This window comes from Streptococcus sp. FSL R7-0212 (genome assembly GCF_038007985.1).
GTDB classification, from domain to species: domain Bacteria; phylum Bacillota; class Bacilli; order Lactobacillales; family Streptococcaceae; genus Streptococcus; species Streptococcus parauberis.
Genome location: NZ_JBBOYF010000001.1, coordinates 424,090 through 442,352 on the forward strand (window position 1 = coordinate 424,090; position 18,263 = coordinate 442,352).

Consider the following 18,263-nt stretch of genomic DNA (forward strand, 5'->3'; position numbering starts at 1 on the left):
CCTAGTCTTTTTGGCTAAAAATGATATAATGAAATTGTTAACCGTTTTCATGAAAAGGAGTAAAAATGACAATTATAGATTATGGTCAAGTAACTGGTATGATACATTCTACAGAGAGCTTTGGGTCAGTTGATGGACCTGGAATTCGTTTTATTATTTTTATGCAAGGCTGTAAAATGCGTTGTCAGTATTGCCATAATCCTGATACTTGGGAGATGGAAACGAATAAATCACAAGAACGGACTGTTAAAGATGTCTTAAATGAAGCTTTGCAATATAAACATTTTTGGGGTAAAAACGGAGGGATTACCGTCTCTGGTGGTGAAGCCATGCTTCAAATTGATTTTATTACTGCCCTCTTCACGGAAGCAAAAGCTTTAGGTATTCATACGACGCTTGACACCTGTGGATTTGCCTATCGTGCAACACCTGAATACCATGAAAAATTAGATACTTTATTAGCTGTAACTGACTTAATTTTACTGGATCTTAAAGAAATTGATGAAGAACAGCATAAAATTGTTACCAGACAACCAAACAAAAATATTTTATTATTTGCCCAGTATTTGTCAGAAAAAGGGATTCCAGTCTGGATTAGACACGTTTTAGTGCCCGGTCTGACAGATATTGATGACCACTTAGAACGATTGGGTGCATTTGTAGCCACATTGAAAAACGTTGATAAATTCGAAATCCTACCATACCATACAATGGGAGAATTTAAATGGCGTGAACTTGGGATCCCTTATCAATTGGAAGGCGTCAAACCACCAACAAGAGAACGTGTTCAACATGCCAAAGAAGTGATGAAAACTGAGACATATACTGAATATCTCAATCGTGTTCATCAAAGTTAATGAGATTAGCAAATTTGCTAGTCTTTTTCTTGTTTTGTAAGGCTTTAAAGAAGGATACTTTGATTTTGAAAGGTAAATTTGCTAAAATAGAGTGAATAAATAGAATGAGGTATAAACATGTCTAAAATTTTTGTTTTTGGTCACCAAAATCCAGACTCTGATGCCATTGGTTCATCGTATGCATTTGCTTATTTAGCAAAACAAGCTTATGGTTTAGATACTGAAGTAGTCGCTTTAGGTCAACCAAACGAAGAAACTGCTTTTGCTCTTGATTACTTCTCAGTTACAGCACCACGTGTTGTGGAATCAGCTAAAGCTGAAGGAGTGGATACGGTTATCCTAACAGACCATAACGAATTCCAACAATCTATCTCAGATATCCAAGAATTAAACATTTATGGCGTTGTTGACCACCACCGTGTAGCCAACTTTGAAACAGCTAACCCTTTATTTATGCGTGTAGAACCAGTTGGATCAGCATCATCAATTGTTTACCGTATGTTTAAAGAAAACAATCTTGAAGTACCAAAAGAAATTGCTGGGCTTATGCTTTCAGGCTTGATTTCAGATACACTTTTACTTAAATCACCAACAACTCATATGACAGACCCTAAATTGGCTGAAGAATTGGCAGAGCTTGCAGGTGTTAATTTAGAAGAGTACGGAATGGCCCTTCTTAAAGCAGGAACAAACCTCTCAAGTAAAACAGAAGAAGAATTAATTGACATCGACGCAAAAACATTTGAATTGAATGGTAATGCTGTTCGTGTCGCACAAGTTAACACTGTTGATATCAATGAAGTTCTAGAACGTCAAGATGCCATTGAAGCTGCAATCAAAACTGCAATTGCAACTGAAGGTTATTCAGACTTCGTGCTTATGATTACAGATATTGTTAATTCAAATTCAGAAATTTTAGCAATTGGTAGCAATATGGATAAAGTAGAAGCAGCATTTAAATTCACTCTTGAAAATAACCATGCTTTCTTAGCTGGTGCTGTATCACGTAAAAAACAAGTTGTACCTCAATTAACAGAGAGCTTCGGTATTTAATGTCATATATTGTAAATTTTAAAGAAGTTGAAACAACTTTATTAGAGGATTCTCCAGTAAAAGAAGTTTTAGCTGGTCTTCGCGCAAACGAAGCACGTTATTTCTGGAATAAATATAAGATTGACTATGAAGTCTTTACACCAGAAGAAAAACCAGAAATCCTCCCTTTCATTGAAAAAGTACTGGAAGAACGTGACATGGTTTTCCCCTATAAAGCACTTTGTGTCTCACAGATGGAAGTTGATGGTATTTTATGGTCACATGTCTATTATGTCAATGGACTTGCAGTAAATGTCTTATATACACTTGCTGAAGGTGGCAAACGCGCAGTTGGGTTTAAATTATCCAACGGCATTGACATTCCAAAAGAATTTGAAGGCAAATTTAAATTTGCCCGCCAACGTTCAAAATTAGCCGGTGAAATTCGTGGAACATTCTTTGTCGTCAAAAAAGAATACTTGTAAGAAGAAGGAGCAATCCTTCTTTTTTTGCTATAATAAGAACATGATTAAAATAATAAATCCGGATAAATTAACAGGCCAGCCATTTTTTAAAGAACTAATTAATTATTTGGCTGAAAATAACGATGTCATTTTAAGACAAATCAAAAAAGACTTTCCAGACCAAATAAACTTGGATCGACACATAGAAGATTATATACAGGCTGGTTATATCGTAAGAGCTGACAAACGCTATCACTTGGCTTTGCCAATGCTTGAATCACTTGATAAACTACAATTAGATCAAATGGTTTTTATTGATGATTGCTCTGCTATTTACCAAGCCTTACAAGAGCTGCGCTTTGAAACCAAGCTAATAAATGAAACCAATGCTTGTGTTATCATAGAATCAACGGACTTTGAACGCCAGCAGTTGACCTTGTCTAATTATTTCTACAAGTTAAGTCATAAATATTCCTTATCTGACTCACACTTATCCCTTTATGAGCTAATTGGTGATGTAAATCAAAATTATGCCATGAAGTATGTTTCGACATTTCTTCTGAAGTTTACCCGTCGTCCAGTGGTCAAACAAAAAGTTGATGATATTTTTTGTCAAAGTTTGGTATTATTGGGCTATATTCAAATAGTTGGGGAAAATGCCTATGGTCTCCAAATGGCAGTTGATAGTGACCAATTAACTTTTATAGCAAAAAAAGCTTAGACACCATTGTCTAAGCTTTTATTTTGATTTTGACATCAGATAAAGGAAATAGGGTGCTCCAATAATTGAAATAACAATTCCTGTTGGGATATTTGTGCCAACTAAGAAAACGCGCACCAAGGTATCTGACAGGAGGAGAAAAATCATTCCAAGTAAAGCTGCAAAAGGTAATTTTAGGCGATGGTCTGCTCCGACAAATTGACTTGCAATATGTCCACAAATCAGACCAACAAAGGAAATGTTCCCAAGTAATAAGACACTTAAGGCTGCTAAACTTGTTGAAAGGATAAGCGTAATTAACCTTTCTTTTTTTAGTGATAAACCTAGAGATGTCGCCGTTTCTTCATTAAAACTCAAAATATTTAGAGGATAACTGTGCCAGAAAGCTAAGGCTAGTAAAATAATCATGACTGGCAGGACCAAACTTAGACTTTTCCAATCATCACCAATAATTTGTCCACTTAGCCAACTAATAATATAATCAAGTTTAAAGGGGTTAACACGTCCTGTAATGGCAATCATCAGACTAGAAAGCATTAGTGACAAACCTACTCCGGTAATAATCAGTGTTTGACTTTTGAGACGGCCAGTAGGACTTAAGGACATCCAATATACAAGGGCGACAGTTAGTAGGGCACTAGATATTACAATTAAGGGGAGAAAGGTCATGAGACCGGGCACTTCACCTGCATATACCGTTACCAAAGCTATTGCTAAGCCAGCCCCAGCATTGATGCCCAGGATACCAGAATCGGCTAATGGATTCTTACTGAGTGTCTGGAGTAATAGGCCCGAGATGGCTAAACTGGCACCGCCAAAGATGGCAGCTAAAATACGGGGTAGTCGAATGCTTGTAATAATAAAGGTCGTTGAAGCGTCAGCTTTTCCCATTAAAGACTTAAGGACAGCCAGAAGAGACATTTGAGAATCGCCAATGGATAAGCTTAGGAAAAATAAGAAAGCGAGGAAGCTGATCAGAATAGCTAGAGAAAATGCAAATTTTTGTTTAGTCATCAATTTTCCGCCTTTCTAACCAGCCATAATAAAACTGGGAATCCGAGTAGACTCACCACAGCTGTTATAGGTGTTTCATAGGGTGGATTAATGACGCGACAAAGCAAGTCGACCCAGACGATAAAAGCTGCTCCTAGGATACCGATAATTGGTAAGGACTGCTTGTAATTGTGAGGGATGAAAGCTTTAGTGAGATGGGGTACAATCAGTCCGACAAAGGCTATATTACCAGCTAAAGAAACGGAAGTTGATGAGAGTACAAGGACTAAAGCTAAGAATAGTAGGGTTAGAGTAAAAGTTGATTGACCTAATGATTTTGCTTTTTCTTCTGCTAAACTCAAAATACTTAATTGATAAGCAAAGACTTGCAGAATAATGAGGGCTAGGATAATCACTGGTCCGACCATAGTAACCATTTTCCAATTGACGCCAACCAAGCCACCTGCTTGCCAGCCAATAATGGCGGTTGCTAAGTGAAAATAGTTAATCAACGCTTGTCCGATGGCTGAAAGGAGCATGGCTACCATTGCCCCAGATAAGATAAGGCGCATTTGCTGATACCCTCGGCCTTTTTGATAGGAAAGGCCAAAGACTAATAGGCATGCAAGTGTAGAGCCAACCATAGAAATTACAATAATTAAGGAATAGTGAAGCTGGGGCCAAATGGTATAGGCAATAGCCAGAGCTAAGGCAGCACCAGCATTAATTCCTAAAAGTCCAGGATCAGCAATTGGATTTCTGGTCACAGCTTGCATAATAGATCCAGATAACGATAAAGCAGTACCAACTAAGATAGCCGCAACAATTCTTGGTAAGCGAACATCAACCAGTATTGTTCTGATTTTCGATGGCTGACTAGATTTTAAGGCTATAAGTAATTCTTGAAATGAAAATGATTTTGCCCCATAGATTAAACTGAAATAGATTCCAATAAGTAGGATAAGGCAACTTATGAAAAGAATAAGCCAAAAATTTCTTGGCTTATTCTTAACTTTATCTTTTGTTTGTCCAAATAACATGGATTGTATAGTCCTTTTATTTTTGTGCCAAAATTGCCTCTTTGAGTGTTTTTAATTCATACTCTAAGGAAATTGGATCAGTGAAGTAGAAGGTATTTGCATTGACTTTAATGACATGCTTATTCTTTACAGCTGGAATATCTTTCCATAACTGGCTTTCGTATAAAGCAGCGCCAGTTTTGTCATCCTCGGCAGCAACGACAACATAATCTCCAATGTAATCAGGCAAGACTTCTTGTGAGAGTGAAAGATAGCCTTTTGGAAAGACCTCTTTTTCTACCTTTTCTGGTGCATCATAATGGAAGGCCTGATGGATAATTTCACCGCCTCGGCCCCAATCTTTACCAAACAAATAAATATCTTTTTGATAAAGTCCCATAATGGTGAAGGTTGCTTTGTCTCCGGTGACAGCTTTGACTTTCTTCTCAAATTGTGCGGTATCTTTATTCCATTTTTTTAACCAAGCTTCTGTTTTATCTTCTTGATTAAAGACTTTTCCAAAATCTGAAAAAACTTGGAGATAGTCATGTTTACGGTATTGAACGCATAAAGTTGGTGCGATTTTTGCTAATTGAGGCAAATTCTCTTCAGTTGAACCAGCCACAATTAAATCTGGTTTTAAGGCAGCAATACTTTCTAAATCCGCTGCTGAAACAATCTTCGCATCTTTTAAAGCATCTTTTAGGAGTGGATTCTTTTGATCATAAGTTGTTGCTCCTACTAAAGGCAAATCTAATTTTGCAAGATAGCCTGTATAAGTTGAAGTTAAACTAACGACACGCTTTGGATGTTCTGGTATCGTTCCTTTATATGTGAAGCCTGTTATTTTAGGCATTTTAGATGGTTTTATAGTTGTTTTTTTTGGAGAATTGCTTGCGCAAGCAACCAAGATAAAAACAGATAAAGCTAAAGTAAGCAGTGACAGTAATTTTTTCATGAATTCTATTCTCCTAGAATAAATTTATAGTAAATCATAACTCAATAAAGTTGGGCAATGATGTTTAGGGTCTTCAATAATATCCGCTTGAATATTAAAGATATCTTTAATAATTGCAGGTGACATCACTTCAGTGACGGTCCCTTGGTATTGAATTTGACCATTTTTCATAGCAATTAATTGGTCAGAAAAGCGAGATGATAAGTTGAGGTCGTGCAAGACCATAATAATAGTTTTACCTTCATTTTCATTTAGACTTTTTAGTAATTGTAATATTTCTAACTGATGATTCATATCTAGATATGTCGTTGGTTCATCAAGAAAAATCGTATCCGTATCTTGTGCCAAGGCCATTGCAATCCAAACTCTTTGACGTTGACCACCAGACAAAGAATCAATAGCAAGGTCAGCCAGTTCACTGGTATTTGTGGCAGTAAGGGCCCAATTTATGATAGCAATATCTTTGTCTTTTAATCGACCAAGTCTGTCTTGATGTGGGTAGCGACCATAAGAAACTAGGTCATAAACTTTGATGCCTTGACTGGCTTCTTGAACTTGAGGTAATAAAGCAATTTTTTTAGCAATTGTTTTGGTCGGCATAGTTGCAATGGATTGACCATCGATGATGATTTGTCCTTGATTAATAGGGAGGATACGGGTTAATGCTTTCAGCAAAGTCGATTTGCCACAACCATTTGCGCCAATAATAGTAGTCATTTTATTATCCAATAATTCAAGTGACAAGTCATTCAATACAATAGTTTGATCATATGCAACTTCAATTTTTTCTGCTGAAATAATTGACATTATCCCCTCCCTTTTTCTTATAGTATATTTTAAGAGCTTTCTCATTATAGCATAGAAAAAAGACAGGACAAAGCCTTTTATATTGCATTTCTGTAAAAATTGACTTGTTTGTAATGGTTAAAAAGAGTAGTAAGAATGGTTATAAAAATCACTAATAATGATTATAAATAATGCTCTTTTACCAATTGAGCAGTAAAAAAAAAGACACCAGAGAGGCGTCTTAATCATTTATTAATGATTGAGCAACTGCTAAGTCACCAGGATAATCTGTTTTTTGGCCATTAACAATTTGATAGGCGTCGGCTCCTTTACCAGCAATGATTAAGGCGTCGCCTTCTTTTTGGCAATCTTTGATGGCCGTTGAAATGGCTTTTGTACGATCAGCAATGATCGAGACAGATCTATTGACGTGATTTGCAATTTCTTGGCAAATATCTTGTGGGTCTTCGAAGTTTGGATCATCAGCAGTTAAATATACTTTTAAGGTTGGGTGATTATTAATTACCTGACCAAAATCTGCTCGACGGCTTTCACCCTTGTTACCTGTTGCACCAATGATTAAGCTGATATTTCCTTTTTGGTGTTCTTCAACAACTGTAACTAATTTTTCTAGACTATCTCCATTATGAGCATAATCAACGAAAACTTTTGCACCACTTGGATGTGAGATAACTTCCATTCGTCCAGGGACGCTAGTCCTAGCAATTCCTTGCTTAATGTCTGTCAAATCAGCACCTAGACGTAGACAAGCTAGTCCAGCAGCAGTAGCATTTTCTTGATTGAATTTCCCAATTAATTGGATATCATAATCTCCAGCCATTTTACCATTAGCACTAAAAGTAAAGGCTTGACTGTTTAATATCTGATTTTCTGACTGACTACCATAGAAGTCGTGCTCCTGATTGGCAACTTGTTCAGCTAAGATATCAAAATGATCCATATCACTATTAATGATAACTGCTCGGCTATTCTCCATTAAAAGTCTCTTATGATAGAAGTAGTCCTCGAAAGTTGGGTGCTCAATTGGACCAATGTGATCTGGGCTGATATTGAGAAATACACCGACATCAAAGGTTAAACCATAAACACGTTCGACCAAGTAAGCCTGACTTGAGACTTCCATAATCAAATGAGTCATTCCATTATCAACAATAGTTGACATCATTTGGAAAAGGTCCAAAGATTCTGGTGTAGTTAATTGAGATTTGAAGAAAGTTTTGCCATCAAGAGTGGTGTTCATTGTTGATAACATGGCTGGCTTATGGGATTCTTGCAAGATATTGTAAGCGAAGTAAGCAGCAGTCGTTTTGCCCTTAGTTCCGGTAAAGGCTAATAGCTTAAGCTTATCTTGCGGATTACCATAAAAATCTTTAGCAATAATAGCCATTGCCTTTTTGATATCAGTAACGATGATTGCCGGAATACCAACTTGATAGTCAACTTCTGAAACATAGGCAGTTAATCCCAATTTAATTGCAGATTCTAAGTATTCTGCCTTAAATGCTGCGCCTTTAGCAAAAAAAAGCGTACTCATATCAACTTTTCGGCTATCATAAGTAAGGTTAGAGAAGGTTAGGGCAGAATAATTAAAATAATAATTTTCTTTGTCTAACACTTCCCTAAAGTTTTTATCTTCCTTAAGAAGTTCAATAGTTTTTTCAATTGTAATCATATAACTTATTTTATCTCTAAAGTTCTAGATTTACAAGTATCATGCAAAAGTTTATAATATAGCTACTACATCTTAGAAAGAATAGATATGGAAACAAACAACAACGAAATAACCCAAAAGGAACTGATGTTGCGTGGAACAGCATGGTCCACAGCTAGTAATTTTATCAGTCGACTCTTAGGCGTGATCTATGTCATCCCATGGTTTATCTGGATGGGCAAATATGCGACACAGGCCAATGCCTTATTTAACATGGGCTATAATGTATATGCCTATTTTTTATTGATTTCTACTACAGGCCTCAATGTCGCAATTGCAAAACAGATTGCCAAATATAATTCCCTTGGACAAACTGAGCATAGCTACCAGTTGATTCGTTCAACTATGAAATTGATGCTGGGTCTAGGACTCTTCTTTTCATTTGTTATGTATATCACTTCCCCTATTTTTGCATCAATGTCGGGTAGTGATCAACAGTTAATTCCAGTCATGCACAGTTTATCATTAGCTGTCCTTATTTTCCCTATCATGAGTATCATTAGGGGAATTTTTCAGGGACATAACAATATTAAACCATATGCATTGAGTCAGATTGCTGAACAAATTGTTCGGGTCATTTGGATGCTAATCGCAACTTACATGGTTATGAAACTGGGATCTGGTAATTATGTTGAAGCAGTAATCCATTCGACATTTGCAGCATTTATTGGGATGATTGCCAGTATGTTAGTCTTGGTTTTTTATCTCAATAAAGAAGGATTGTTAAAGAAAATTTTTGCAAAACCTGTTATGGATATTAAAATTGATGCCAAAGGTTTATTGTGGGAAACAATAAAAGAATCAATTCCTTTTATTGTTACTGGTAGTGCCATCCAAGCCTTTCAATTAATTGACCAATGGACTTTCATTAATAGTATGTTGCTCTTTACCAAGCTTCCTAAGGCACAACTAATGGAGCTATTTGGATACTTTAATGCCAATCCAGCAAAAATTACGATGATTCTTATTGCTGTTGCAGCTTCAATTGGTGGCGTTGGAATTGCTTTATTGACAGAGAATTATGTCAAGAAAGATATGCATGCAGCAGCTAAATTAATCATCAATAATATTACCATGTTATTCATGTTTTTATTACCAGCATTGACAGGGGCAATTATTTTAGCCAAACCTCTCTATGTGGTCTTTTATGGAGTGACAGTACCAACAGCAATCAGTTTGTTTAGAGTTGTATTATTACAAGTTATTTTACTAGCACTCTATTCCTTACTTGCACCAATGCTCCAAGCCTTATTTGAAAATAAAAGAGCCATGCTCTACTTTGCTTATGGGGTTATTGTAAAACTTGTCTTACAGATTCCATCGATTTATTTATTCCATGCTTATGGACCCTTGCTTGCAACGACTTTTGGTTTACTCTTACCAATCGTGTTAATGATCCGTCGCTTACATCAAGTAACTAAATTTAATAGAAATTTGTTATTCCGTCAAATTCTATTATTAGCAATTCTAACAGCAGTAATGGGAATTGTGGTGGTTCTTGGAAATTGGATATTAGGTTACTTCTTATCGACTGATGGCCGAATCGCCAGTCTCCTTTATTTATTAATTATTGGTGGTCTTGGCTTTAGTATCTATGGCTATTTAACATTAGTGACACATCAATTGGATAAATTGATTGGTGATCGCAGAGCTGAAAATCTTCGTCGAAAATTTAAAATTGCTTAAATTGACAACCTAGTGAAACTAGGTTGTTTTTTTTATTCTAGTGGATCGAGTAGAATCTATTTACTCTGTTAAGGTTAGAATAACTTAGGCTTTAAAAAAATCTGCAAAAGTTGAAGATTTCTGCTATAATGTTACAAGTGAAAAAAATAAGAAGGAAGTAAACGACCATGGGAAAATTTCAAGTTATTTCGCATCCACTAATTCAACACAAATTATCAATTTTGCGTCGTCAAACGACGTCAACTAAAGATTTTCGTGAATTAGTCAACGAAATTGCAATGTTAATGGGATATGAAGTATCTCGAGACCTTCCAGTTGAAGATGTTGAAATCACAACTCCAGTTTCAAAAACTGTTCAAAAACAATTAGCTGGTAAGAAATTAGCAATTGTTCCAATCTTAAGAGCTGGTATTGGTATGGTTGATGGATTTTTAAGTCTCGTTCCAGCTGCAAAAGTTGGACACATCGGTATGTACCGTGATGAAGAAACATTAGAACCAGTTGAGTACTTAGTCAAACTTCCAGAAGATATTGATCAACGCCAAATCTTTGTTGTAGATCCAATGTTAGCGACAGGTGGATCAGCTATTTTAGCAGTTGATTCATTGAAAAAACGTGGTGCTGCAAACATCAAATTTGTATGTTTAGTAGCAGCTCCAGAAGGGGTTAAAAAATTACAAGATGCTCATCCTGACGTTGATATCTTCACAGCCGCTTTAGATGAAAAATTAAACGAACATGGTTATATAGTCCCAGGACTCGGCGATGCAGGTGACCGCTTGTTTGGTACTAAGTAAAAGTCCGGTGGACTTTTACTTAGACGAGCCTTGAAATAAAGACGCGAGTCCTTAGACTCCGGTGGACTTTTACTTAGACGAGCCTTGAGAAACAGATTAGAGTAAACAGCTCTTTTCAAAATATTGTTCTAAATGGACTTTCTAGTTTAAGTGCTAGAAAGTTTTTTTAAAAGTAAGTTTATTATTTGACCTATTTTGACCAATAGATTATAATAAGGTCATCATAAAAGATTACCTGGCGCAAGAGTTGATTTCACTCTACAGGTAAATTAGATTGGAGAATTATATGATTCCTGTTGTTATTGAACAAACAAGTCGTGGTGAACGATCTTATGATATTTACTCACGTTTATTAAAAGATCGTATTATTATGTTAACTGGTCCTGTTGAGGATAACATGGCTAATTCTATCATTGCTCAATTGTTATTCTTAGATGCACAAGATAATACTAAAGATATTTACCTTTATGTTAATACACCTGGTGGTTCTGTATCTGCTGGTTTAGCAATCGTTGATACAATGAACTTCATTAAATCTGATGTCCAAACAATTGTTATGGGGATGGCAGCTTCAATGGGTACAATTATTGCATCATCTGGAACCAAGGGTAAACGGTTCATGTTACCAAATGCTGAGTATCTAATTCACCAACCAATGGGCGGTGCTGGAAATGGTACACAGCAGTCGGATATGGCAATCGTTGCGGAGCAATTATTAAAAACCCGTAAACGCTTAGAAAAAATTCTTGCTGATAACAGTGGAAAAACAATTAAAGTAATCCATAGAGATGCTGAAAGAGATTATTGGATGGATGCTAAAGAAACTTTAGCTTATGGGTTCATCGATGAAATCATGGAAAACAATAGCTTGAAGTAAAAAAGCCTAGACATCTTGTCTAGCTTTTTTTGTACTATAATTATATCCAAATAATCAGGATACTGAGATAAAAGACATATCTGTGGAGAGTGATGTCTTTTTATTTTAAACATGCTATAATTGAAGAAAGCCAATAATAAATAAAAATCGACTAGAATAACTGATTCTGAGACATTATGATATAATCAAGTTATGTTAGTCATAAATGAAGACTTAATAGTAATTGATGATGCCATTGACCAATTGGTCAATGATTTGCTTGAGAGAGATGAGTTTCTTAATTATCAAGAAAAGTTAAATGCACTTGATCAAGATAGTGAGGTCCAAGTTGCTATTCAAGAACTAAGTCAATTAACTGATAGCTATACAAAAGAGATTGATTTTGTAAAGTTTCGACCAGAATTGAGAGAGTTGAGGAGGACGATTCTGGCAAACAAGAAGAAACTTGATATGAATTCAAAAGTGATCGAATTGAGATATGCGGAAGTAGCATGTCAAGAAATTCTAGCTGAAATCAGTCAGCAGATTGCAAATGTGGTGTCTCCCACAATTTTTGTTGATGAAGGTTTACCTCTATCATCAAGTAAAGAGCACCCAGAAATTGGTATCTATCAAAATATCAAAGAAAAGGATTAAACATGTATTCAAAACAAGATAGAATAGGCATCGTTGTTTATTTATATTACAATCGTGATGCAAGAAAAGTTACTAAGTTTGGTGACTTATATTATCATTCTAAACGCTCTCGTTATTTAGTATTGTATGTCAATAAAGAAGATGCAGAGTCGAAAATACAAGAAATTGAAAAATTTAAGTTTATTAAAGAGGTAAAACTATCTGCATTTGATGATATCAATCATGAATTTGTGGGAAATTTACACCGTAAAGAAGAGGAGAAATCTAAAATTATCTGACAATTAAAGTGACCTTTAAAAAGCCTAGAAGTATTGCTTCTTGGTTTTTTCTTTATTTTTTAAAAAGTAATCTTAAATTATTGACAATTTTCAGATAATTCTGTATTCTTATCTACATATCAATTTTATTAAATGAGGAAATGCATATGAAAAAGAGACTTGTACTTTGGTCAATGGCAACAATATCACTAATGTCTTTAGCAGCTTGCGATGCTGCGCCGCCAAGTAGTACTTCTAATGCCAAAGGAACAGAAATAAAAAAAACCATTAAGTTAGGCTTAAATTTAGAGTTGACTGGTCCAGTCTCAGCCTATGGTGGTGCTGAAAAGGTCGGTGCTCAAATGGCAGTTAACGAAATCAATCATGCAGGTGGAGTCAATGGTAAAAAAATTGAGTTGGTAACTAAAGACAATAAATCAGAGAATGCTGAATCCGCAACTGTAACAACCAGTCTTGCTACTCAAAATAATGTTAATGTTATCGTCGGACCAGCTACTTCAGGTGCAGCAGCTGCTGCCTCACCAAATGCTACGGCAGCCGCAGTTCCATTAATTACCCCTTCGGGAACACAAGATGACTTAACTATTGCTCGTGATGGGAAAACCTATGATTACATCTTTCGAACTACCTTTATTGATTCCTATCAAGGGGATGTCATGTCAACCTTTGCGACTGACCAATTAAAAGCTAAAAAAGTTTTCCTATTTTATGACAATTCAAGTGATTATGCAAAAGGAATAGCTAAACAATTCAAAAAGGTCTATAAGGGTAAAATTGTTGCCGAAGCAACCTACCAATCTGGAGATACAGATTTTCAATCTGCTCTTACCAAATATAAAAATAAATCATTTGATGCGGTGATTATGCCAGGTTATTATCAAGAAACTGGAACAATTATTAAACAGGCTCGAGAAATGGGTATTACTGCACCAATCGTTGGTCCTGATGGCTTTGCTGATGATAAGCTTGTTGAACTTGGTGGCAAAGAGAATGTTACCAATGTTTACTACCTATCAGGATATTCAGAAAAGACTTCCAAGAAAGCCGCTAAATTTGCCAAAACATTCAAAGCAAAATATGGCTCAAATCCTTCAATGTTTGCAGCCTTAGGCTATGATTCAGTTTATATGGCAGCAAAAGCCTCTGAAAATGCAAAATCTTCAAAGGATATTTCTAAAGCTCTCGCCAAATTGAAAGATTTTAAAGGTGTTACAGGAACAATGACCATTGATAAGCATCACAATCCTATTAAATCTGTATCTGTGATTGGCTTAACAAAAGGTAAAGAAACCTCGACAACAGTTATCCAAGCAAAAAAATAATGCTTGTACCAGATTATTATGAAAGAACGGTAACAAATATGCTCCAACAACTTGTAAATGGCCTAATCTTAGGTAGTGTCTACGCCTTGTTGGCCCTAGGCTATACAATGGTCTACGGGATCATCAAACTCATCAACTTTGCTCACGGCGATATTTATATGATGGGTGCCTTCATTGGCTATTATTTAATTAATACACTTCATTTAAACTTTTTTGTAACCCTATTGTTAACAATGGTTATCACAGCAACCTTGGGGGTGTTAATTGAATTTTTAGCCTATCGACCCCTAAGGAATTCGACGAGAATTGCTGCGCTGATAACAGCAATTGGTGTCTCATTCTTGCTAGAATATGGCATGGTCTATTTTGTGGGTGCAGAAGCGCGTGCTTTTCCACAAGCTCTCAAAATCATCAAGTACAACTTTGGACCAATTAGCGTGACCAATGTCCAATTAACCATCTTGTTGGTTTCTCTTATGCTGATGCTTGCTCTGCAATTCATCGTCAAACAAACCAAAATGGGTAAAGCCATGCGTGCAGTTTCGGTTGATAGTGATGCTGCTCAACTAATGGGAATTAATGTCAATTCAACAATAAGCTTCACCTTTGCTTTAGGTTCTGCCTTAGCAGGTGCGGGTGGGGTCTTAATTGGTTTATACTATAATTCAATCAATCCATTAATGGGTATGACACCAGGGATTAAAGCTTTCGTAGCTGCCGTTCTCGGAGGAATAGGGATTATTCCTGGTGCAGCCCTAGGTGGCTTTATCATCGGTCTCTTGGAAACATTTTCAACTTCTATTGGTTTATCAAGTTACCGTGATGCTATTGTGTATGCTGTCTTAATTATTATCTTACTAATTAGACCAGCCGGACTTCTAGGAAAAAATGTAAAGGAGAAGGTATAGTCATGAAAAAAAATATGTCATCCATTTTATCATGGGCAGTCTTAGTTACTGTTATTTTCCTTGTTCTTAGTTTTCTTATTGGTCAAGGTATTTTAGGTCCCTATTATGTGCAGATTTTAATGGGGATTGGAATTTCAATTATTATGGCGATGGGAACTAACCTTGTACTTGGTTTCTCTGGTCAGTTTCCTTTAGGACAGGCTGGCTTTATGGCCATCGGGGCATATACTACAGCCATTATTACACAAAATATTCCAACTTATTTAGGATTTTATGTTTCAATGCTAGTTGGAATATTAGTTGCAGGCTTAGTAGCGGTAATAGTTGGATTTCCGACCTTACGTTTGAAAGGGGATTACTTAGCTATTGCAACTTTGGGTGTTGCTGAGATAATTCGAATCGCTATTGTCAATGGTGGAGAAGTAACCAATGGCGCAGCTGGTTTAACAGGGATTCTTCGTTACACATCATGGCCAGTAGTTTTTGCCTTTGTTGTCCTCATCATTGTTTTAACCATGAATTTCTTACAGAGTTCAATTGGTCGTCAAGTCATTTCTGTTCGTGAAGATGAAATTGCGGCTGAATCAATGGGAGTTAATACAACTAAAATCAAAGTAGCAACCTTTGCTTTTGCTGCCATGACAGCAAGTGTTGCTGGTTCACTTTATGTCGGTTATATTGGCACTGTTGTACCAAAAGACTTTACAATTATGCGTTCGATTGATTATTTAATTATTGCTGTATTAGGTGGCTTAGGTTCAATGACTGGAACCATCCTTGCGGCTATTGTACTTGGAGGACTAAATATGTATCTCCAGAGCTTTTCAGAAGTTCGAATGATTGTTTACTCATTAGCATTAATCCTCGTCATGGTTTTCAAACCAGGTGGATTATTAGGGACAAAGGAATTTCAATTTTCTAAATTATTTTCAAATAAGACAGAGGAGGGCAGATAGATGGCGCTTCTTGAAGTGAAAAATTTAAGTAAACACTTTGGCGGTCTAACAGCTGTTGGAGATGTCACGATGGAATTACATGAAGGGGAATTAGTTGGTTTAATTGGGCCAAATGGTGCTGGTAAAACAACCCTCTTTAACTTATTAACTGGTGTTTATGTACCTAGTGAAGGGACTGTAAGCCTTGATGGTACTGTCTTAAATGGTAAATCCCCATACAAAATTGCATCTTTAGGTTTATCTCGGACTTTCCAGAATATTCGTCTCTTTAAAGATATGACTGTTCTCGAAAATGTCTTAATTGGTCTTGCTAATCAATCAAAATCTCATACTTTAGCTAGTTTGCTTCGTTTACCAGCTTATTACAAATCAGAAGCAGAACTTAAAGAAAAAGCTTTAGAATTACTGGCTATCTTTAATTTGGAAAAAGAAGCTGATACACTTGCTAAAAATTTACCTTATGGTCAACAACGACGCTTAGAAATTGTCCGTGCCTTGGCAACCAGGCCAAAGATTCTTTTTTTAGATGAGCCTGCTGCAGGGATGAATCCACAGGAGACAGCAGAGCTGACGGCATTAATTCGTCAGATCAAGAATGACTTTGGGGTTACAATTATCCTTATCGAGCACGACATGAGTCTTGTTATGGAAGTTACTGAGCGGATCTATGTTTTAGAATATGGTCGCTTAATCGCCCATGGCAATCCTGAAGAAATAAAAAATAATAAGCGCGTTATCGAAGCTTATCTTGGAGGTGATCTATAATGTCAATGTTATCAGTTGAAAACTTATCCATTAATTATGGAGCTATTGAAGCTGTTAAGGATGTTTCATTTCACGTTGAAGAGGGCGAGGTTGTAACCTTAATTGGGGCTAACGGTGCTGGAAAAACTTCCATTTTAAGAACAATCTCGGGTTTAAATCGTCCCAAAAGTGGAAAAATTAGTTTTTTAGGTAAAGAGATTCAAAAAATGCCAGCGAGAAAAATTGTAGCTGAAGGTTTATCTCAGGTGCCAGAAGGACGCCATGTTTTTCCTGGCTTAACAGTTATGGAAAACTTGGAGATGGGTGCCTTTTTGAGCAAAGATCGTGAAGAAAATCAAAAAAATCTTAAAATGATTTTTGATCGTTTCCCACGACTTGAAGAGCGTAAGGTTCAAGATGCCGCAACTCTTTCGGGTGGTGAACAGCAGATGCTTGCAATGGGTCGAGCCTTAATGAGTAAACCCAAATTACTCCTTTTGGATGAACCATCGATGGGATTAGCGCCAATTTTTATTCAAGAAATTTTCGATATCATTCAGGATATTCAAAAGCAAGGGACAACGGTCTTGTTAATTGAACAAAATGCCAATAAAGCATTATCTATTGCTAATAGAGCCTATGTTCTAGAAACTGGGAAAGTAGTTTTATCCGGTTCTGGTGTGGAACTATTAGCTTCTGATCAAGTTAAAAAGGCTTACTTGGGTGGCTAATTTAGGTAAAGTCGCTTGCAAGATGCATATAAATTATGGACCATGCTATAATAAATTATCAAGATAAATGAGGATAAAAATATGTCAGTAAAAGATTATATGACTAAAAACGTTGTTACCATTACACCTGACACAAGAGTAGCCAAAGCTGCCGATTTACTAAGAGAAGAAGACTTGCGTCGTCTACCAGTTGTCGAAAATGGACATTTAGTAGGTTTAGTGACTGCTGAGACAATGGCCGATGCCACTCCCTCAAAAGCAACCAGCCTGTCTATCTATGAAATGAATTACTTATTAAACAAAACGAAAATTAAAGACATTATGATTAAAAAGGTCATAACTGTTGAACCAAATGCTAGTTTAGAAGATGCAATCTACCTCATGCTTACACATAAAGTGGGTGTTTTGCCTGTTCTCGATGGCGAAGAACTTGTTGGTATCATTACTGACCGTGATGTTTATAAAGCCTTTCTCCACATCTCAGGATATGGTTTAGAAGGTATTCGTGTTGTAATTAATACAGATAATGCTGTAGGTATATTAGCGCGTGTTGCGTCAACTATTTCAGAGGAAAATTTAAATATTAGACGTACTGTTGTTGATACGCGTGCCAATGGTAAGACAGTTGTTGAACTTCAAATTGATGGCGATATCTCACCTGAAATTCTGAAAGAAAAATTGCATAATACTGGTGTTGAAGTCGAGTCAGTAATGAAAACACATGAAAAACCAGAAGTAAATTGAGGAATAAAGCACTGCTAATAAT

Annotated in this window: 20 protein-coding genes; 15 read left to right on the forward strand and 5 right to left on the reverse strand. The window is 36.2% G+C overall.

The features are described from left to right. Positions 1–65: 65 nt before the first annotated feature. From pflA to MKY69_RS02320, 4 genes are all read left to right on the forward strand, one after another. The gene (gene pflA, locus MKY69_RS02305) at positions 66–857 is read left to right on the forward strand and encodes a pyruvate formate-lyase-activating protein (RefSeq protein ID WP_003103661.1); all 792 of its coding nucleotides are present in this window, start codon (positions 66–68) and stop codon (positions 855–857) included. Between the two features lie 117 nt (positions 858–974). Continuing rightward, on the forward strand, positions 975–1,910 hold the full coding sequence (locus tag MKY69_RS02310) for a manganese-dependent inorganic pyrophosphatase (RefSeq protein ID WP_003106236.1): 936 nt from the start codon (positions 975–977) through the stop codon (positions 1,908–1,910). Further along, complete coding sequence (locus tag MKY69_RS02315) at positions 1,910–2,374, forward strand: hypothetical protein (protein WP_003104139.1); 465 nt, start codon at positions 1,910–1,912, stop codon at positions 2,372–2,374. The genes MKY69_RS02310 and MKY69_RS02315 overlap by 1 nt, the downstream gene beginning before the upstream one ends. A 40-nt stretch (positions 2,375–2,414) precedes the next feature. Then, positions 2,415–3,074 (forward strand): DUF1803 domain-containing protein, encoded by a 660-nt coding sequence (locus MKY69_RS02320; RefSeq protein WP_003106237.1) that lies wholly within the window; start codon positions 2,415–2,417, stop codon positions 3,072–3,074. Between the two features lie 18 nt (positions 3,075–3,092). Here MKY69_RS02320 and MKY69_RS02325 read toward each other — a convergent pair whose 3' ends face one another. From MKY69_RS02325 to MKY69_RS02345, 5 genes are all read right to left on the reverse strand, one after another. Beyond that, complete coding sequence (locus MKY69_RS02325) at positions 3,093–4,088, reverse strand: FecCD family ABC transporter permease (protein ID WP_003106238.1); 996 nt, start codon at positions 4,086–4,088, stop codon at positions 3,093–3,095. Continuing rightward, complete coding sequence (locus tag MKY69_RS02330; protein WP_003104560.1) at positions 4,088–5,107, reverse strand: FecCD family ABC transporter permease; 1,020 nt, start codon at positions 5,105–5,107, stop codon at positions 4,088–4,090. The genes MKY69_RS02325 and MKY69_RS02330 overlap by 1 nt, the downstream gene beginning before the upstream one ends. A gap of 16 nt (positions 5,108–5,123) precedes the next feature. Further along, the gene (locus MKY69_RS02335; RefSeq protein WP_003106240.1) at positions 5,124–6,044 is read right to left on the reverse strand and encodes an iron-hydroxamate ABC transporter substrate-binding protein; all 921 of its coding nucleotides are present in this window, start codon (positions 6,042–6,044) and stop codon (positions 5,124–5,126) included. A gap of 24 nt (positions 6,045–6,068) precedes the next feature. Beyond that, positions 6,069–6,851 (reverse strand): ABC transporter ATP-binding protein, encoded by a 783-nt coding sequence (locus tag MKY69_RS02340; RefSeq protein ID WP_003105857.1) that lies wholly within the window; start codon positions 6,849–6,851, stop codon positions 6,069–6,071. A gap of 220 nt (positions 6,852–7,071) precedes the next feature. After that, entirely contained in the window at positions 7,072–8,523 is a 1,452-nt protein-coding gene (locus MKY69_RS02345) for a UDP-N-acetylmuramoyl-L-alanyl-D-glutamate--L-lysine ligase (RefSeq protein WP_003104981.1), read from the reverse strand. Positions 8,524–8,610: 87 nt separating this feature from the next. Between MKY69_RS02345 and MKY69_RS02350 the strand changes: the two genes are divergently transcribed. The 11 genes from MKY69_RS02350 (at position 8,611) to MKY69_RS02400 (ending at position 18,241) form a co-directional block, all read left to right on the forward strand. Further along, complete coding sequence (locus tag MKY69_RS02350) at positions 8,611–10,248, forward strand: putative polysaccharide biosynthesis protein (protein WP_003106241.1); 1,638 nt, start codon at positions 8,611–8,613, stop codon at positions 10,246–10,248. 167 nt (positions 10,249–10,415) lie between these two features. Then, complete coding sequence (upp, locus tag MKY69_RS02355; protein WP_003106242.1) at positions 10,416–11,045, forward strand: uracil phosphoribosyltransferase; 630 nt, start codon at positions 10,416–10,418, stop codon at positions 11,043–11,045. 286 nt (positions 11,046–11,331) lie between these two features. Then, entirely contained in the window at positions 11,332–11,922 is a 591-nt protein-coding gene (locus MKY69_RS02360) for an ATP-dependent Clp protease proteolytic subunit (RefSeq protein ID WP_003104338.1), read from the forward strand. Between the two features lie 192 nt (positions 11,923–12,114). Then, positions 12,115–12,558: a YlbF family regulator gene (locus MKY69_RS02365; protein ID WP_003105053.1), complete on the forward strand. Its 444-nt coding sequence runs from the start codon at positions 12,115–12,117 to the stop codon at positions 12,556–12,558. 2 nt (positions 12,559–12,560) lie between these two features. After that, positions 12,561–12,836, forward strand: a complete 276-nt coding sequence (locus MKY69_RS02370) for a YlbG family protein (protein ID WP_003106243.1) — start codon at positions 12,561–12,563, stop codon at positions 12,834–12,836. Between the two features lie 146 nt (positions 12,837–12,982). Then, a complete protein-coding gene (locus MKY69_RS02375; protein ID WP_004234730.1) occupies positions 12,983–14,158 on the forward strand; it encodes an ABC transporter substrate-binding protein in 1,176 nt (391 codons plus the stop codon). A gap of 38 nt (positions 14,159–14,196) precedes the next feature. Then, positions 14,197–15,066, forward strand: a complete 870-nt coding sequence (locus MKY69_RS02380) for a branched-chain amino acid ABC transporter permease (RefSeq protein WP_003106245.1) — start codon at positions 14,197–14,199, stop codon at positions 15,064–15,066. A 2-nt stretch (positions 15,067–15,068) separates the two neighbouring features. Next, on the forward strand, positions 15,069–16,022 hold the full coding sequence (locus MKY69_RS02385) for a branched-chain amino acid ABC transporter permease (RefSeq protein ID WP_003106246.1): 954 nt from the start codon (positions 15,069–15,071) through the stop codon (positions 16,020–16,022). Continuing rightward, positions 16,023–16,787: an ABC transporter ATP-binding protein gene (locus MKY69_RS02390; RefSeq protein ID WP_003103139.1), complete on the forward strand. Its 765-nt coding sequence runs from the start codon at positions 16,023–16,025 to the stop codon at positions 16,785–16,787. After that, on the forward strand, positions 16,787–17,497 hold the full coding sequence (locus MKY69_RS02395; RefSeq protein WP_003106074.1) for an ABC transporter ATP-binding protein: 711 nt from the start codon (positions 16,787–16,789) through the stop codon (positions 17,495–17,497). The genes MKY69_RS02390 and MKY69_RS02395 overlap by 1 nt, the downstream gene beginning before the upstream one ends. 81 nt (positions 17,498–17,578) lie before the next feature. Beyond that, positions 17,579–18,241 carry a CBS domain-containing protein gene (locus tag MKY69_RS02400; protein WP_004234723.1) on the forward strand — a complete coding sequence of 221 codons (663 nt, stop codon included), beginning with the start codon at positions 17,579–17,581 and terminating at the stop codon, positions 18,239–18,241. Positions 18,242–18,263: the final 22 nt, after the last annotated feature.

Excerpts from the sequence above, each read along its gene's own strand:
- pflA (WP_003103661.1), top strand. The coding sequence starts at position 66 with ATGACAATTATAGATTATGGTCAAGTAACTGGTATGATACATTCTACA.
- MKY69_RS02310 (WP_003106236.1), top strand. The coding sequence starts at position 975 with ATGTCTAAAATTTTTGTTTTTGGTCACCAAAATCCAGACTCTGATGCC.
- MKY69_RS02315 (WP_003104139.1), top strand. The coding sequence starts at position 1,910 with ATGTCATATATTGTAAATTTTAAAGAAGTTGAAACAACTTTATTAGAG.
- MKY69_RS02320 (WP_003106237.1), top strand. The coding sequence starts at position 2,415 with ATGATTAAAATAATAAATCCGGATAAATTAACAGGCCAGCCATTTTTT.
- MKY69_RS02325 (WP_003106238.1), bottom strand. The coding sequence starts at position 4,088 with ATGACTAAACAAAAATTTGCATTTTCTCTAGCTATTCTGATCAGCTTC.
- MKY69_RS02330 (WP_003104560.1), bottom strand. The coding sequence starts at position 5,107 with ATGTTATTTGGACAAACAAAAGATAAAGTTAAGAATAAGCCAAGAAAT.
- MKY69_RS02335 (WP_003106240.1), bottom strand. The coding sequence starts at position 6,044 with ATGAAAAAATTACTGTCACTGCTTACTTTAGCTTTATCTGTTTTTATC.
- MKY69_RS02340 (WP_003105857.1), bottom strand. The coding sequence starts at position 6,851 with ATGTCAATTATTTCAGCAGAAAAAATTGAAGTTGCATATGATCAAACT.
- MKY69_RS02345 (WP_003104981.1), bottom strand. The coding sequence starts at position 8,523 with ATGATTACAATTGAAAAAACTATTGAACTTCTTAAGGAAGATAAAAAC.
- MKY69_RS02350 (WP_003106241.1), top strand. The coding sequence starts at position 8,611 with ATGGAAACAAACAACAACGAAATAACCCAAAAGGAACTGATGTTGCGT.
- upp (WP_003106242.1), top strand. The coding sequence starts at position 10,416 with ATGGGAAAATTTCAAGTTATTTCGCATCCACTAATTCAACACAAATTA.
- MKY69_RS02360 (WP_003104338.1), top strand. The coding sequence starts at position 11,332 with ATGATTCCTGTTGTTATTGAACAAACAAGTCGTGGTGAACGATCTTAT.
- MKY69_RS02365 (WP_003105053.1), top strand. The coding sequence starts at position 12,115 with ATGTTAGTCATAAATGAAGACTTAATAGTAATTGATGATGCCATTGAC.
- MKY69_RS02370 (WP_003106243.1), top strand. The coding sequence starts at position 12,561 with ATGTATTCAAAACAAGATAGAATAGGCATCGTTGTTTATTTATATTAC.
- MKY69_RS02375 (WP_004234730.1), top strand. The coding sequence starts at position 12,983 with ATGAAAAAGAGACTTGTACTTTGGTCAATGGCAACAATATCACTAATG.
- MKY69_RS02380 (WP_003106245.1), top strand. The coding sequence starts at position 14,197 with ATGCTCCAACAACTTGTAAATGGCCTAATCTTAGGTAGTGTCTACGCC.
- MKY69_RS02385 (WP_003106246.1), top strand. The coding sequence starts at position 15,069 with ATGAAAAAAAATATGTCATCCATTTTATCATGGGCAGTCTTAGTTACT.
- MKY69_RS02390 (WP_003103139.1), top strand. The coding sequence starts at position 16,023 with ATGGCGCTTCTTGAAGTGAAAAATTTAAGTAAACACTTTGGCGGTCTA.
- MKY69_RS02395 (WP_003106074.1), top strand. The coding sequence starts at position 16,787 with ATGTCAATGTTATCAGTTGAAAACTTATCCATTAATTATGGAGCTATT.
- MKY69_RS02400 (WP_004234723.1), top strand. The coding sequence starts at position 17,579 with ATGTCAGTAAAAGATTATATGACTAAAAACGTTGTTACCATTACACCT.